This is a genomic window from Fulvimonas sp. R45, assembly GCF_030504985.1.
In the GTDB taxonomy this organism is placed as follows: domain Bacteria; phylum Pseudomonadota; class Gammaproteobacteria; order Xanthomonadales; family Rhodanobacteraceae; genus Rhodanobacter_A.
The window spans coordinates 51,315-66,145 of record NZ_JASERU010000013.1; the positions used below are offsets into that span (position 1 = coordinate 51,315).

11 protein-coding genes are annotated in these 14,831 nt (G+C 70.6%); 3 read left to right on the forward strand and 8 right to left on the reverse strand.

Annotated features, from left to right (window positions below):
* Nucleotides 1–28: 28 nt before the first annotated feature.
* From QMK61_RS12370 to QMK61_RS12390, 5 genes are all read right to left on the reverse strand, one after another.
* Complete coding sequence (locus QMK61_RS12370; protein ID WP_302072520.1) at nucleotides 29–3,061, reverse strand: TonB-dependent receptor; 3,033 nt, start codon at nucleotides 3,059–3,061, stop codon at nucleotides 29–31.
* 330 nt (nucleotides 3,062–3,391) lie between these two features.
* On the reverse strand, nucleotides 3,392–4,102 hold the full coding sequence (locus QMK61_RS12375) for an HAD family phosphatase (RefSeq protein ID WP_302072521.1): 711 nt from the start codon (nucleotides 4,100–4,102) through the stop codon (nucleotides 3,392–3,394).
* A 4-nt stretch (nucleotides 4,103–4,106) separates the two neighbouring features.
* Entirely contained in the window at nucleotides 4,107–4,478 is a 372-nt protein-coding gene (locus tag QMK61_RS12380; RefSeq protein ID WP_302072522.1) for a nuclear transport factor 2 family protein, read from the reverse strand.
* A gap of 103 nt (nucleotides 4,479–4,581) precedes the next feature.
* Nucleotides 4,582–6,168, reverse strand: a complete 1,587-nt coding sequence (locus tag QMK61_RS12385; RefSeq protein ID WP_302072523.1) for a peptidase S10 — start codon at nucleotides 6,166–6,168, stop codon at nucleotides 4,582–4,584.
* An 85-nt stretch (nucleotides 6,169–6,253) separates the two neighbouring features.
* Complete coding sequence (locus QMK61_RS12390; RefSeq protein WP_302072524.1) at nucleotides 6,254–7,102, reverse strand: EamA/RhaT family transporter; 849 nt, start codon at nucleotides 7,100–7,102, stop codon at nucleotides 6,254–6,256.
* A gap of 104 nt (nucleotides 7,103–7,206) precedes the next feature.
* Between QMK61_RS12390 and QMK61_RS12395 the strand changes: the two genes are divergently transcribed.
* From QMK61_RS12395 to QMK61_RS12405, 3 genes are all read left to right on the forward strand, one after another.
* A complete protein-coding gene (locus QMK61_RS12395; RefSeq protein WP_302072525.1) occupies nucleotides 7,207–7,719 on the forward strand; it encodes a GNAT family N-acetyltransferase in 513 nt (170 codons plus the stop codon).
* 99 nt (nucleotides 7,720–7,818) lie between these two features.
* On the forward strand, nucleotides 7,819–8,409 hold the full coding sequence (locus tag QMK61_RS12400; RefSeq protein ID WP_302072526.1) for a DUF2239 family protein: 591 nt from the start codon (nucleotides 7,819–7,821) through the stop codon (nucleotides 8,407–8,409).
* 35 nt (nucleotides 8,410–8,444) lie between these two features.
* Nucleotides 8,445–9,728 carry an MFS transporter gene (locus tag QMK61_RS12405; RefSeq protein WP_302072527.1) on the forward strand — a complete coding sequence of 428 codons (1,284 nt, stop codon included), beginning with the start codon at nucleotides 8,445–8,447 and terminating at the stop codon, nucleotides 9,726–9,728.
* Nucleotides 9,729–9,776: 48 nt separating this feature from the next.
* Here QMK61_RS12405 and QMK61_RS12410 read toward each other — a convergent pair whose 3' ends face one another.
* The 3 genes from QMK61_RS12410 to edd form a co-directional block, all read right to left on the reverse strand.
* On the reverse strand, nucleotides 9,777–11,573 hold the full coding sequence (locus QMK61_RS12410; protein ID WP_302072528.1) for a beta-1,3-glucanase family protein: 1,797 nt from the start codon (nucleotides 11,571–11,573) through the stop codon (nucleotides 9,777–9,779).
* A 713-nt stretch (nucleotides 11,574–12,286) separates the two neighbouring features.
* Nucleotides 12,287–12,943, reverse strand: a complete 657-nt coding sequence (gene eda / locus QMK61_RS12415) for a bifunctional 4-hydroxy-2-oxoglutarate aldolase/2-dehydro-3-deoxy-phosphogluconate aldolase (protein WP_302072529.1) — start codon at nucleotides 12,941–12,943, stop codon at nucleotides 12,287–12,289.
* 26 nt (nucleotides 12,944–12,969) lie between these two features.
* Complete coding sequence (gene edd / locus QMK61_RS12420; RefSeq protein WP_302072530.1) at nucleotides 12,970–14,817, reverse strand: phosphogluconate dehydratase; 1,848 nt, start codon at nucleotides 14,815–14,817, stop codon at nucleotides 12,970–12,972.
* Nucleotides 14,818–14,831: the final 14 nt, after the last annotated feature.

Here is a 14,831-nt window from a genome sequence, read left to right on the forward strand (position 1 = left end):
GTGCCTCGCGACACCCCGCGCGGAGTTTTCAGAAGTCGTAGCTCACCGCGAGCCGCACGTAGCGCGGCGCCTGGCGGTAGATCACGCGGTCGTAGCTGTCGGTCGGCACCGCGCCGGTGCTGCCCCAGCCGTAGTCGAGCAGGGTCGGGCGCTGCTGGTTGAGCAGGTTGAACACGTACAGGTCGAAGGCCAGCCTCTTGCCTGCCCAGGCCGGTCGGTATTCCGCGTTGGCCGAGAGCTGCCACTGCCACGGCGGGCGCCCGGCCCGGCCCGGCGGCTCGGGCTTGTGGTCACAGAAGTAGTAGGCCGAATAGCCGTAGCTCTGTGGGTCGGGGTTGCTGTCGTCGAAGCCGAACGAGCCCAGGCAGCTCTTCGGCGCGCCGGACGAGACCAGCACGTTCGCGCCCAGCAGCCATTCGTCCGTCAGCTGGTAATAGCCGTCGAACTTGAACTGGTGGCGGCGATCGCTGGCCTGGTCGCCGTTGGAATAGACCATGATCGCCGGGTTGTCCCACGACGTGGTCGCCGAGATGTCGGATTGGCTGACGTCGGTGCGCACCTGGCCTTCGGTGTTGCCGTAACTGCGCGAGTAGAGGTAGCTGAAGGAGCCGTACCACGTGCCGTCGAACGGATGCTCCAGCTTGAACTCCAGGCTGTAGTAGTTGCGCTTGAGGTGAGGGAAGCCATAGTCGTCGTTGCTGACGCGCACGGTCTCGTGGCCACCGTCCTTGGTCTGCAGCACGTAGTCGTTGGCCACGCCGGGATTGAAGATGCGGCAGCCTTTCAACGGCGCCAGGTTGTCCACGTCGATGCCCTGCTTCGCCGCGGTGGCGAGGATCACGTCGGTGTCGCAGACGTCGTCGATGGCGCTGCGCAGCCGGCGCACCATGCCCTTGACCCCGTACACCCACACCGGACCGAGCTGCCTCTGGAAACCGAGGATGAACTCGTCCTGGTATTCCGACTTCAGGTTGCTGGAGGCCACCGTGGCGGGATCCGGCGCCTCGCCCAGCTCGCCGTCGGGCGACACCGGGTGGTGCGGCGGCAGCTCGGTGAGGCCGGTGGGGGTGCCGTCCGGCCCGATGCCGGTGTAGGTGTAGTAGTGGTTGGTGTACAGGCTGCCGCCGGCGGCGCGGATCGCCACCTGGTTGGGCAGCGCCAGGTAGTAGCGGCCGGCATTGCCGAACACCTTGAAGCTGGCGTCGCCGTTCACGTCCCACGCGAAGCCAAGGCGTGGCGCCCACTGCGGCCTGGTCTGCCGCACGTAGGCCTGGCCGTTGACGTTGTAGTTGGTGAAGGTGTCGTTGCGCAGGCCCAGCTTCAGCAGCAGGCGGTCGTCGACCTGCCAGGCGTCCTCGACGTACTGGGCGCGCTGCACGGTGCGCGCCGAGGCCATGGCGGAATACGAGTATTGGCTGACGTAGTAGCCGGTCTCGCCGCCGGGATAGCCGACCGGGGACGGCACGCCGTTGGCCGGGTCGATCGGCGCGGTCGGGTCGTTCGAGGCGTTGTGGTAGATCCACCAGTAGCCCGGGCCGGAGGTGGTCGCGCCCTGGTCGATGGCGCGCGCCACCTGGTTGTCGATGCCCGCGCTCAGCGTATGGTCGCCGAGGCGGTAGGACAGGTCGATGCGCAGGTTGGTGGTGCGGTTGCCGGCGTCGGCGGCGTTGATGTAGCCGAACGGCTGCAGGCTCCTGATCGGATTGCTGCCGACGATCGCCGGGTTTTCCGCGGTGATGCTGCTGATGTAGGTCTTGCTCGCGTCGTAGCCCGGGTAGTCGGTGTAGTTGATCTGGTGCATCTTGCCATACAGCGCCGTCAACGTGAGGTTGTCGGTGAGGTAGCCGGTGTACTTCAGCACACCCATCTTGCTGTTGTTCTTGGTTGGCGCGCTCCGGGCGTGGAAGGCGCCTTCCGTGTCGGTGGCGTAGTCGTAGTCGTACTGGTTGGCCTCGTAGGAGGTGGTGGACGAGGCCGCGGTCAGCTCCAGGATGTTGCTGTCGTTGATGTTCCAGTCGACCTTCGCGTACCAGCGCGGGTCGTGGTACTTGTATTGCGTCTTGTACGGACTGCCGATGCTGCCGATGCTGCTGCCCTGCTGGCGCTCCACCTCGTAGGCCGCGTACAGGAACAGCTTGTCCCTGACCAGCGGGCCGCCCAGGTAGCCGCTGACGTCGGTGTCCCAGCTGCCGTTGTGCTCGTAGCGGCCGTACAGCTGGCCCTTCTTCGCGCCGCTGGCGTAGTAGGTGTTGGCCGTGTCCGCGCGCAGGAAGCGTGGCGTCCACGACACATGCGCGCCGAAATGCCACTCGTTGGTGCCGCGCTTGCCCACCTGGCTGATCACGCCGCCGTCGGAGCGGCCGTATTGCGCGCCGTAGCCGCCGGACAGCACCTCCTGCTGCTCGATCGCGTCGTAGGGCAGCTGCATGCCGCCGATGTTGGTCAGCGGGTTGCTGGTGTCGAAACCGTTGATGTAGTACGCGTTCTCGCTCACCGAGGAACCGCTGAACGACACCGCGCTGCCGAACGCCGGACTGCCGGCCACCACGCCCGGCGCCAGCATCGCCACCGCCTCGGCGCTGCGCGCCAGCGGCAGCTTGGCCAGTTGCGTGGCGGTGACCACGGTGCGCGAGTCCACGCTGGTCACGTCGATCGCCGGCAACGCGTTGGCGTTGACCGTGATCGCGCCCAGGTTCTTCGCGTTCGACGCCGCGGCGGCAGCCGCTTCGGCGAAGGACACCTGCGTGCTGGTGCCCACGCGCAGCTCCACGTTGTTGCGCGCATCCAGCACCTGACCGTCGCGCATGAGGCTGACCGTGTAGTTGCCGATCGGCAGCGCCGACGCGTTGAAGCGCCCCTGCGCGTCCACCGGCACCTCGCGGACCAGGCCCGACGACGTGTTGCGGATATGCACCGTCTCGCCCGCGGTCGCGGGCGCCGTGCCGAAGATGTTGCCGGTGGTGGACTGCGCCAGCGCGGCACCGGTGCCGGCCAGCGCCAGCGCGGTCGCCAGCAGGCTGCGCCGCAGGCGACGCGATCGGCTCGCTCGTACTGAATTCATCCCATGCTCTCCCCATGCGTGTACGCCGCGGAGACGACTCCGGCGGCTCGGCAGCGCGCTCCCCAAAGCGCGGCAGGCGAGGGCCTGCCAGGCACAGGCTAGGCCGAAGCAAAAGAAAATGTCAAACAATTGGAAGTTTCTGTTACTGACTATTTGCTTTCATATGTAACATATATGGCAAACACCTCGGTCCATAACTGACGTGGATCGATCTATGTGAAAGCATTCACAATACCGAGCAATTCGACCCGGAAAGGCCGGCGGATGGCATGTCGGATGCTTGCCCGCGCCACGCGGCGTCCGCCGCCGGCGCGGATGTCGCGGCGAGGATCAGGCCTGTCGCCAGCCCGCCAGCACGGCGGGCAATCCGCGCATGTCGGCGAACACCCGCGCCACGCCCGCGGCGAGCAGCGCGTCGGCATGGCCATGGCCGGCGGAAGCCGGCGCGTAGCCGAACACGGTGGCGCCGGCGGCGAGGCCGGCGCGGGCGCCGGTGACGGTGTCCTCCACCACCGCGCAGCGCACGGGCGGCACGCCCAGCGCCGCGGCGGCGGCCAGGTACACGTCCGGGTGCGGCTTGCCGCGCGGCTGTTCCTGCCCACTGAAGACACGGCCGGTGAAGCAGTCGAGCAGGCCGATCTTCGCCAGCTGCAGCTCGACCTTGTGCCGGTCGGCGCCGGACGCCACCGCGATGCGGCCACCCAGCGCCGCATGCAGTGCGCGCACGGCGCCGGTGGCGCCGGCGACTTCCACCAGCTCCAGCGCCAGCGCCGCGTTGCGCCGCTGGCGGAACTGCTCCAGCCAGGCCTCGGTGAGCGCGACGCCGGTGCGCGCCTCGATCAGCGCCGCCTCGTCGCGCACCATCTTGCCGACGAACACGCGCATCGTCTCCGCCAGGCTGATCGCCCAGCCCAGCTCGCCGAGCATCTCGGCCAGCACGCGGTTGACGATGGGTTCGGAATCGACCAGTACGCCGTCGCAGTCGAACAGCACGGCATCGAAGGGCAGGCCAGAGGCGGCACGGGCGGGTTCGGGCGGCATGCGCTCAGTCGCTGTGGTCGGCGACGTGCACCAGCAGGCCGTCGCGTTCGCGGAACTCGCTGCGCCCCGGCATGGCGATGGACTGGCCGGCGCGCACGCCGTTGGGCAGGTCCACCGCGAAGGTGCCTTCGAAGAAGACCTGCACGTAGGCCGTGCCATCCTGCTGGTGGTAGCCGGTGATGGTCTGGCGGCGCGCGGAGAACAGGTGGCGCGAATTCTCCGCCAGCCGTCGGAGCTCCTCGATGCCCAGCGTGCGCACGCTGAGCCGGCCGGCGGTGTAGTTCTCGAACACCACCTCGCGGTGCACGGCGGCGAGCATGGCGTCCACGTCCATGCGGTTGTAGGCGGCGAGGTAGCGGTCGATCAGCTCGCGCATGCGAGGCATCCGGGGGCGGCGGGGGCGGCGGGGGCGGCCATTGCAGCACGCTCCCGCCGCGTCCGCCAGCCCGCCCCGCGCGACGCGGGGCGGGCCGGTTGCCTCAGTGCTTCACGTTGTCGGTGGCCTCGATGAAGCGGGCGACGTTGTCGTGCAGCTTCTGCAGCGAGGGCAGGTGCGCGTACACCATGTGCCCGGAGGGGTACCACGCGTAGGAGATGTTCTTCTGCAGCGAAGCCGGGATCGGCAGGTGTTCCATCTCGTACTGCGCGGTGTAGAACGGCGTGGCCAGGTCGTAGTAGCCGCCGTTGAGCAGCACCTTGAGATCGGGGTTGGTCTTCATCGCCATCGCCAGGTCGCCCATCACGTTGAGCGCGCCGCCGTGGTGGTGGTGCTTCATGTCCCAGTGGTCGATGTCGGCGAACAGGCGGTAGCTGCGGTGCTGGCCGAACTTCAGGTCCTTGCGCACGTAGTCGTTGAACGCGGCGACGTAGGCCGAGCTGATCGCCGAGGACTGCGGGTCGTATTCCGATTCCTTGCCCATCGGGTCGAGCGTGGGGCCGGCGAAGCGGCTGTCGAGGCGGCCGGTGGTCTCGTCGCCCTGGGTCAGCAGCTCGTGCTCGAACATGCCGCCGGTGACGCGCAGGTTCGCCTTCAGCAGGTAGTCCACCGGCAAGCCGGTGTACTGGTGCAGCTTCTCGGCCACAGCCTGCTTGCGTGCGGGATCGAGCGTGCTGCCGGCCATCAGCGCGCTGGCGTATTCGCCGGTGGCGTAGCCCTCGACTTCCTTGAGGAAGCTGTCCAGGTCGGCCGGCGGCTGCGGCAGCTTGTGGTGGTAGTACGCGGTGGCGGCGAAGGTGGGCAGCGCCAGCTCGTAGGCCAGGTCCACGCCGGGGTTGCGCTCCGGGCCGTCGATGCTGAGGTCGAAGTTGAGGATCTGCGAAAGCAGGACCACGCCGTTCAAATCGACGCTGTCCTCGTTCTCCAGGTCGTTCGCCAGCACTGCCGAGCGGGTGGTGCCGTAGCTTTCGCCGAACAGGTACTTGGGCGAGTTCCAGCGACCGTACTTCGACAGGAACCGGGTGATGAACTGGGCGAAGGCGTGGCCGTCGCCGTCCACGCCGTAGATCGCCTTCTTGCGCTCCTCCATCTGCTTGGCGCGCTTGGCCGGGTCCTTGTCGTCGGCGATCAGCCGGCTGAAGCCGGCGCCGGGCGCGTCGATGAACACCAGGTCGGTGGCGTCGAGCAGGCTGTAGTCGTTGTCGACCAACTGGTACGGCGCGGCCGGGGTGTGGCTGTCGTCGCTGGTGACCACGCGCTTCGGCCCGAACGCGCCCATGTGCAGCCACACCGTGGCCGAACCGGGGCCGCCGTTGTAGACGAAGGTGATCGGCCGTTGGCCGGCCTGCGCGCCCTTCTTGAAATAGGCGGTGTAGAACATGCTTACCGTGGGCTCGTCTTCCTTGTCGCCGGTGCCGTGCAGCACCAGGGTGCCGGCCACGGCCTGGTAGGCGATGCGCTTGCCCTCCACCGTCACCGAGCCCTCGCTGGTGGACGATTGCGGCTGCACCAGGGCGGCGTCGGACTGGTGCTGGTCGGCCGGTGACGACTTGTCGTGCGTGTCGCTCGCCATGCCGGCGGTGCTGAGCAGCAGGGCGGCCACGGCCGTGGCGAGGGGAAGCTTGCGCATGGGTGGGGATTCCTCGGGACTGCGCACGACGCGCGGAAGCCTGGCAGCTTAGGCGCCTCCGAGTGCCGCCTTCATACCCCAGAAGTCATGCCCCGCGCGTGAGCAGCGCCACCGCGAGCAGCGCCAGCGCCAGGCCGGCCAGGTTGACGCGCCCCAGCCGCTCGCGGAACAGCGCCAGGCCGACCAGCGCGCCCAGCGCCACCACGCCCAGGTTCATGCTGGCGAACACCCGCGCGGGGTCGTGCGGCAGTGCGCGGTGCGCGCGCAGGTAGAACAGGATGTTGCCGAAGTTGCACAGCCCCAGCAGCACGCCGCCGGCCAGGCCGCGCCAGCCGAAGCGCGTGCGCCGCGCCAGCTCGGTCGCGAACGCCACCACCAGCGCCAGCGCGAACATCGCCAGCAGCGCGGCGCCCAGCGGCACGCCGGCCGCGGCCACGCGCTTGAACAGGATGTCGATCGCGCCGAAGCCGGCGAACACCAGCAGCGGGTAGCCCCAGCGCGCCATGCCCTCGCCCGCGCCGCCGCGTTCCGTCCGCCACACCATGCCGGCCAGCGCCAGCAGGCCCAGCGTGCAGCCGGCCGCCTTCGCCGCGTCCAGCCGCTGGCCGAACAGCACGAACGCCGCCAGCAGCGAGACCAGCAGGGACAGCCGTTGCGCCGCGTCCGAACGCACGATGCCGGCGTGCCGCACCGAGGCGCCCAGCGCCAGGAAGATCGTCGGCAGCAGCACGCCCAGCCCGGCCAGCGCCAGCCACGGCGCGCCCGGCTGGCGCAGCGCATCCAGCGGCGGCCGCAGCACCAGCGCCGCCAGCGCGGCGGCGACGACGTAGTTCCACGCCACCGCCTGGCCCACGTCGACGCCGGCCCGCCGCGCCAGCTTCAGCAGCACCGACACCAGCACGCTGCACAGCACGCTCAGCAGCACGTAGACCATCGCGGGATTCCACAGCGAAACGGCTGGCGAGCGTACACCGGTTGCGCGCTTGCCGCGCCGGCGGTGGCGTGGAAGCATCCACGCGACCACGCCCGGAACCCGCCATGCAGATCAGGCCGCTCACCCCCGCCGACGCCCCGGCCTACCAGGCGCTGCGGCTGCTCGCGCTGCGCGAGAGCCCGGCCGCCTTCAGCGCCAGCCACGACGAGGAAGCCGGGCGCGACATTGCCGAGGTGGCCGCCCGGCTGGTGGCCGCCGACGGTTCCGTGCGCATGCTCGGCGCCTTCGAGGGCGACGTATTGGCGGGCTTCGTCGGTGTCCTCCATCCGCAGCGCGCCAAGCTGCGCCACGCGATGGAACTGGCCGGCCTGTACGTCGCCCCGGCGCACCGGCGGCGCGGTGTCGGCCGCGCCCTGCTGCACGCGGCCATCGCGCAGGCGCGGGCCACCCGCGGCGTGCGCCAGCTCAAGCTGGGCGTCAACGCCTCCAACGCGGCGGCGCTCGCGCTGTATCGCGCCGCAGGGTTCGAGACCTACGGCGTGGAGCCTGCCGCGCTGGCGATCGACGGCCTATTCCACGACGAAGCGCTTTGCATGCTTCGCCTGCGCGACAGCTAGACATCGCCGCACCCGGGAACCCATTATTTTGCCCGGGTGTTATTGACAATGTTTTTGACCCGGGCAAAATAGGCGGCCGGTCGAACCCGGAATTCCGCCATGCCCACGCACGACACCCCCACCTGCACCGCCTTCGACGGCCATGCGCTGGTCGCCTCCGGCACGCTCGCCGAGGTGGCGCTGGCGGTGAGGCGCCTGCTCGACAGGCACCCGACCCATACGCCACTGGTCTTCGACGACGCCACCGGGCAGACGATGGAGATCGACTTCCGCGGCAACGCCGACGAGGTGCTGGCCCGCCTGCAGCCGGCGGCGGGCAACGATGCGCCGCGCGGCGCGGGGCGCCCCCGGCTCGGCGTGGTGGCGCGCGAGGTGACCCTGCTGCCGCGCCACTGGTACTGGCTGAACAGCCAGCCCGGCGGCGCCTCGGCCACGCTGCGCAAGCTGGTGGAGGAAGCGCGCCGCAGCAGCACAGCGAAGGACCGCGCGCGCCTCGCCGGCGAAGCCGCCGACCGCTTCATGCGCGTGGTCGCGGGCGACCTCGCCGGCTACGAGGAAGCCTCGCGCGCGCTGTGGCGCGGCGACCGCGACGCCTTCAACCGCCTCACCCGCGGCTGGCCGAAGGACGTGCGCGAGCACGCTCGGCGGCTCGCCGCGATCGCGCGCGACGCCCAGGCCGAGGCCGGCTGAACCTCCACCCGCACACGCCATCCGGAAAATTCCCCATGCCTTCCCCACCCCGCGTCTCGCCGCTCGCCCTGCACGATTTCCGCCTGCTGTTCGGCGGCGGCGCGATCTCCGCCCTGGGCGACCAGTTCACCCTGGTCGCCCTGCCGTGGCTGGTACTCAAGCTCACCGGCAGCCCCGCCGCGCTCGGCCTGGTGCTGGCCACGATGGCGCTGCCGCGCGCGGCTTTCATGCTGGTCGGCGGCGCGGTGGTGGACCGCCTGTCGCCGCATTGCGTGCTGCTCTGGGCGCGCGCGGTCAACGCCCTGCTGGTCGGCCTGCTGACCGTGCTGGTGTTCGCCGGCGCGATCCGCATGCCGATGGTCTACGCGCTGGCGCTGGGCATCGGCCTGTCCACCGCCTTCGCCTACCCGGCCGGCTCCACGCTGCTGACCCGGCTGGTGCCATCGCAACAGCTGCAGCCGGCGAACGCGCTGATGATGGGCGCGCGCCAGCTGAGCCTGTTCGTGGGACCGGCGCTGGCGGGCCTGGTGATCGGCACCGGCGCCGCGGCGAACGCCGCGCACGGCATGCTGGACGCACGCGGCCTCGGCATGGCGTTCGGCATCGACACGCTGAGCTTCGCCTGCTCGCTGTCTGCACTGCTGCTGATCCGTGTCCGCGGCGACGGCCACGAACGCGCCCCGGCGCAGGGCGTGTTCGCCAACGTGGCCGCCGGCCTGCGCACGATCTGGGCCGACCTGCCGCTGCGCGCCTTCATGCTGTACGCGGCGGCGGTCTCGGTGTTCGTGGGCGGTCCGCTGCAGGTGGGCCTGCCGGTGCTGGCCGACACGCGGCTGGACCTGGGCGCGGCTTCGCTCGGCATCCTGATGACCGCCAACGGCGGCGGCATGCTGGTGGGCGGCTTCCTTTCCGGCCAGGTCAGCCGGCTGGCGCGCGGCCGGCTCGGCCTGATGGTGCTGGGCATCGACAGTCTCGCCGGCCTGGCGCTGGCCTCGCTCGCCTGGGACCACTCCACGGCGGTGGGCGCGGCCCTGCTGGCCGCCACCGGCGTGCTCGCCGGCATCGTGCAGATCGCCATCGTCAGCTGGATCCAGCGTCGCGTCGCGCCGGCGATGATGGGTCGCACGATGAGCGTGCTGATGTTCACCTTCATGGGCCTGGGCCCGCTGTCCGCGGCGATCGCCGGCAGCCTGTTGAAGCTCATGCCCCTGCCCGCGCTGTTCGCGGGCGCCGGCCTCGCGCTGACGACGATCGCGCTGTCCTGCATGACCAGCCCGTCCCTGCGCGGCATCGGCGCGCCGGCGCCGGCGCCCGCGTGAATGGTCGATGCCGGCAGGTCCCGCCGCGCGGGGCCTGCCGGCGATGGATCACCAGCCCACCGTGATCGTGGCCACGTCGGGATGGGTGCCGATCAGCGAGGAGCTGAAACCGCGCACGTCGTCGTACGGGAAGCCGTAGGTGAGCCCGTCGATGCTGTGCGCGTGCCAGAACGCGGAGTAGGCGTTGGTCGGCGCGCTGCCGTAGAAGTTCGCCGCCGTATCCCAGTTCGCCGCGTTCTCGGCCACGTGGCGGTTCAGGGCGGCGTCCAGCTGCGCCTGGATCTGCAACTGCTTGGCCGTCGCGACGCCCGGCGCGGCATTGCTGGCGTCGTTGAACACGCCGTTGCCCAGCAGCACCTCCTGCGTGGTCGGCACGTTGTTGATGTAGTACGTGCCCTGGCCGTCGGTGAACACGAACTGGTTGCCGACGACGTGGCCGGTGAAGGTGCCCTGGGCATCGCTGAACACCAGCGACTGGCTGCGGTACTGGTTCCAGACGGACTGGATGTAGCTGTCCAGGTAGGTGGCCTGGGCGCCGCCGCTGCCGAAAGCGCCGTGCGCCGGCGCCACGATGCGGTAGGGCGCCTGCACCTGGGCCAGCGACTGGAAGGGCTGCGGCACCTGCGCCACGAACTCCTGGAACAGTGCCGCGCGGGTTTCCGTTTCGCCCACGGTCCGGTCGTAGCCGCCCGCGTCCTGCAGCCGCAGCCGAACCGGGAAGCCGAACTGGTCGACGCGCGTGGTGTTGCCGTAGAAGTTGGTGGCGTCGATGTTCACTTCCACGAAGTCGTAGGTCACGTCGATGTTCGGGTCGGTGGGGTTGTCGATGTTGGGACCGGTATAGCCGTACACCGGGTTGCCCACCGCCTGGATGAACATGGGGCTGCCCACGCTCAGGTAGATCCGCGCCGAGAGGATCTGCGGCACCGTGAACGACTTGCACTGCGAGAACGGGATCGAATAGTCGGCGTAGTTCTGGCCGTTCTTGCTCAGCTCGCCGTTGTCGCCGGGCGCCATGGGAATGAGGGCGCCGCTGCAGTCGACGTGCACGAAGGTGCCCGGATGGGCCGGGTCCTGGCCGACCATGGTCCAGTAGATCTGGTTGTCCTGGTACGCGCCGCCGGTGCCGTTGACCAGGTTGAAGGTGGTGCCGGCCGCCGGGAATACCGGGCTGGGCGAGGGTGTGGGCGTCGGCGAAGGCGTCGGCGCGGGCGCGGGCGCCGCGTAGGTCAAGGTTTGCGCAGGCGTGTCCACCGCCGAGCCGTCGCTCTGGCCGATGGTGAACCAGTAGCTCACTTCCTCGCCGCTGGAGAGGCCGGAGATCTGGTAGGTGTTGTCGGTGCCGCTGTTGGCCATGCGCACGTTGAGCTGGCCGCCGCCGGCGACGCTGTAGTGCACGTCGGCCCACGTGCCGCCATCGGCGTAGAACTGCACCACGCCGCCCGCCTGGGCGGTGGCGCCGTAGCTCGTCGCCGGCGCCGGCGATGGCGCGGGTGCCGGCGTGGGCGTGGGTGCCGGCGTGGGCGTCGGGGTGGGCGCCGGCGATCCGCCGCAGCTGCCGGTGGCCGTCCACGGCTGGCCGCTGCCGGCGCCGCCGTTGTGGGTGGCCGGGTCGTCGCCCTGCGTCCACCAGTTGGCCACGTAGTCGATGCCGTTCTCGCTGGCGGTGTTTCCCTTGGTGTACACCGACGATGCGTTCCAGGCGGCGGCGCAGGTCGTCTGCGCGTGCACCGCCTGCACCGGCAGCAGCGTCAGCGCGGTGGTGGAAAACGTCGCGCCGATCGCCGCGCCCAGCGAGCCCAGGGCCAGCATGGGCCAGGTCGCCGATCCTTTCTTCTTCTGCATGGCTGTCTCCTCCGCTTCGGATGAAATCGATGATGGTCAGCGGCGATTGCATAGCCCCGCTCCGGGCGGCCACGTGGGCAAGCGCCATGGCGCATCCATGCCGGAACCGCTTTTCATGACTTCGCGACAGCCGGGCAGGGGCCACCCGGTCTGCGGCCACACGGAAATCGCCGGGCGCAGCGCGGACAGGCCATCGGACGGGCCTGCCTCCCTCCCCTCGCAGCGGCGCGCCTTGGCACGCGGGGTGCCTGGCGCCAACGACGCTAGTCTCAAAGTACAAGCGCTGTCAATCAAAAATACCAGCGCTGTCTTTTCGATGCGCGAAGCTGTGAGGCAGAAGACAGTTCGGTGGGCGAACGGGGGTCGGCCCGCGAGGAGGCCGGAAGCGGCAACTTGATTCCGGACGGACGGCCATCGGCTCCGCGAACCGCCCAGCCCGCCGCCCCGGCACGGGCCGGAGGCGCTTTTCAGCCGACGAAGGACCGGTCATCCCGTAACGGCCGCGCCCGACCGGGCCGTGCAATCACTGGATTCCGGCCTGCGCCGGAATGACAGGCAAGAGGGTGAGGCCGACGCGCGCCCCGCACGGCTGCGGGTGCCCGAAACGGTTCAGTGCGACAGCGGCCTACGTCGGGATGACGTATCCGACGGCAGGGCCCTATGGCCGCCGTCGAACGACGGCGCCACCGGCGCCGGCATGGCGGTACGCGCGATCAGGCGCGCAGGGGGCGCAGCGCCGCCGCCTCGCGCGCCAGCTGCTCGATGCCGGACCAGTCGCCGGACTGCAGCTTGTCCTTCGGGGTGAGCCAGGAACCGCCCACGCAGACGACGTTGGGCAGGGCGAGGAAATCCGGTGCGCTGGCGAGGCTGATGCCGCCGGTGGGGCAGAAGCGGATCTGCGGCAACGGGCTGGCCCAGGCGCCGAGCAGCTTCGCCCCACCCACGGGCACGGCGGGGAACAGCTTCAGGTGACGGTAGCCGCGTTCGAGCAGGCTCATCGCCTCGCCCGCGGTGGCCACGCCGGGCAGCAGCGGCAGCTCGCCGGCGTCGGCGGCGTCGAGCAGCTTGGGCGAGGCGCCGGGCGACACCGCGAAGCGCGCGCCGGCCTGGCGCGCGGCTTCGAGCTGGTAGCCGTCGAGCACCGTGCCGACGCCCACCACCGCGCCCTCCACTTCGGCGGCGATGGCCCGGATCGCGTCCAGCGCGGCCGGCGTGCGCAGCGTCACCTCGATGCTGCGGATGCCGCCGGCGACCAGCGCGCGCGCCATCGGCACGGCATGGGCCACCTCGTCGACGATCACCACCGGCACCACCGGAGCGAGCGCGAGGATGTCGGCGAGTTGCTGCTGCTTGGTTTCCTGCGGGGTCATGGCAATGGCTCGTCTGGGTTCCGGGTTCAGGCGTCGGCGGCGTGGTGGCGGTCGTGCCTGGCGAAGATGGTGGCGCCGGCGTCGGCCGAGCCCACCGCGTTGCGCAGGGGGGCGAACAGCTCGCGCCCCATGCCCACGTGGCTGGCGGAAAGGTCGGCGTGCGCCTGCGGCCGCGCGGCCCACTCGGCGGCGTCGACCCTGGCCTCCAGCGTGCCGGCGATGGCGTCGAGCTTGATGATGTCGCCGTCGCGCAGCTTGCCGAGCGGGCCGGCGTCGATCGCCTCGGGGGTGACGTGGATCGCCGCCGGCACCTTGCCGGAGGCGCCGGACATGCGCCCGTCGGTGACCAGCGCCACGCGGCGCCCGCGTGCCTGCAGCACGCCCAGCACGGGAGTGAGCTTGTGCAGCTCGGGCATGCCGATCGCCTTGGGCCCCTGGAAGCGCACCACGGCGACGAAATCGCGGTCCAGCTCGCCGCGGTCGAAGGCGGCCTTCACCTCGTCCTGGTGGTGGAAGATCACCGCCGGCGCCTCGATCACCAGCCGGTCGCCCGGCACCGAGGACACCTTGATCACCGCGCGGCCGAGGTTGCCCTTGAGCACGCGCAGTCCGCCGTCGGCGCGGAACGGTTCCGTGGCCGGGCGCAGCACGTCGAGGTTGCCGCTGGCGGTGACTTCGTTCCAGGTCAGCTTGCCGGCGCCATCGAGCGCGGGCATGCGGCGGTAGGCGTCCAGTCCCTTGCCCCACACGGTGTGCGCGTCGCCGTGCAGCAGGCCGGCGTCGACCAGCGAGCCGATCAGGAACGGCATGCCGCCGGCCTGGTGGAAATGGTTCACGTCGGCCGATCCGTTGGGGTAGACGCGCGCCATCAGCGGCACCACGCCGGACAGCGCGTCGAAGTCTTCCAGCGTGAGCACGATGCCGGCGGCGGCGGCCATCGCCACCAGGTGCAGCAGGTGGTTGGTGGAGCCGCCGGTCGCATGCAGGCCGACCACGCCGTTGACCACGCTGCGCTCGTCGAACATGCGGCCCAGCGGGGTGTACTCGTCGCCCTGCGCGGTGAGCGCCGCGGCGCGGCGCACCGCGGCCTCGGTCAGCGCGTCGCGCAGCGGCGTGTTCGGATTGACGAAGCTGGCGCCCGGCAGGTGCAGGCCCATGATCTCCATCAGCATCTGGTTGGAGTTGGCGGTGCCGTAGAAGGTGCAGGTGCCCGGCGAATGGTACGAGGCGGCCTCGGCCTCCAGCAGCTCGGCGCGGGTAGCCTTGCCCTCGGCGTAGCGCTGGCGCACCGCGGTCTTGGCGTCGTTGGAGATGCCGCTGGGCATCGGCCCCGCCGGCACGAACACCGCGGGCAGGTGGCCGAAGCTCAGCGCGCCGATCATCAGGCCCGGCACGATCTTGTCGCAGATGCCGAGGAACAGCGCGGCGTCGAACATGTCGTGCGACAGCGCCACCGCGGTGGCCATCGCGATCACCTCGCGCGAGAACAGCGAAAGCTCCATGCCGGCGCGCCCCTGGGTGACGCCGTCGCACATCGCCGGCACGCCGCCCGCCACCTGCGCGGTGACGCCGGCCTCGCGCGCCACGCGGCGGATCAGCTCGGGGTAGTGCTCGTAGGGCTGGTGCGCCGAGAGCATGTCGTTGTACGCGGTGACGATGCCGAGGTTGGGCACGGCGCCGGCGCGCAGCGCGGCCTTGTCGTCGGCGCCGCAGGCGGCGAAGCCGTGCGCGAGGTTGCCGCAGGAGAGCTGGCGGCGGTGCGGGCCGTCGCCGCGCGCGGCGTCGATGCGCGCCAGGTAGGCGTCGCGGCGGGCGCGGCTGCGCCCGGCGATGCGGGCGGTGACGTCGGCGACGACGGGGTGCAGGGTGGTCATGCGGAACTCCTGGC

Excerpts from the sequence above, each read along its gene's own strand:
- QMK61_RS12370 (WP_302072520.1), bottom strand. The coding sequence starts at position 3,061 with ATGAATTCAGTACGAGCGAGCCGATCGCGTCGCCTGCGGCGCAGCCTG.
- QMK61_RS12375 (WP_302072521.1), bottom strand. The coding sequence starts at position 4,102 with ATGCCGCCCGAACCCGCCCGTGCCGCCTCTGGCCTGCCCTTCGATGCC.
- QMK61_RS12380 (WP_302072522.1), bottom strand. The coding sequence starts at position 4,478 with ATGCGCGAGCTGATCGACCGCTACCTCGCCGCCTACAACCGCATGGAC.
- QMK61_RS12385 (WP_302072523.1), bottom strand. The coding sequence starts at position 6,168 with ATGCGCAAGCTTCCCCTCGCCACGGCCGTGGCCGCCCTGCTGCTCAGC.
- QMK61_RS12390 (WP_302072524.1), bottom strand. The coding sequence starts at position 7,102 with ATGGTCTACGTGCTGCTGAGCGTGCTGTGCAGCGTGCTGGTGTCGGTG.
- QMK61_RS12395 (WP_302072525.1), top strand. The coding sequence starts at position 7,207 with ATGCAGATCAGGCCGCTCACCCCCGCCGACGCCCCGGCCTACCAGGCG.
- QMK61_RS12400 (WP_302072526.1), top strand. The coding sequence starts at position 7,819 with ATGCCCACGCACGACACCCCCACCTGCACCGCCTTCGACGGCCATGCG.
- QMK61_RS12405 (WP_302072527.1), top strand. The coding sequence starts at position 8,445 with ATGCCTTCCCCACCCCGCGTCTCGCCGCTCGCCCTGCACGATTTCCGC.
- QMK61_RS12410 (WP_302072528.1), bottom strand. The coding sequence starts at position 11,573 with ATGCAGAAGAAGAAAGGATCGGCGACCTGGCCCATGCTGGCCCTGGGC.
- eda (WP_302072529.1), bottom strand. The coding sequence starts at position 12,943 with ATGACCCCGCAGGAAACCAAGCAGCAGCAACTCGCCGACATCCTCGCG.
- edd (WP_302072530.1), bottom strand. The coding sequence starts at position 14,817 with ATGACCACCCTGCACCCCGTCGTCGCCGACGTCACCGCCCGCATCGCC.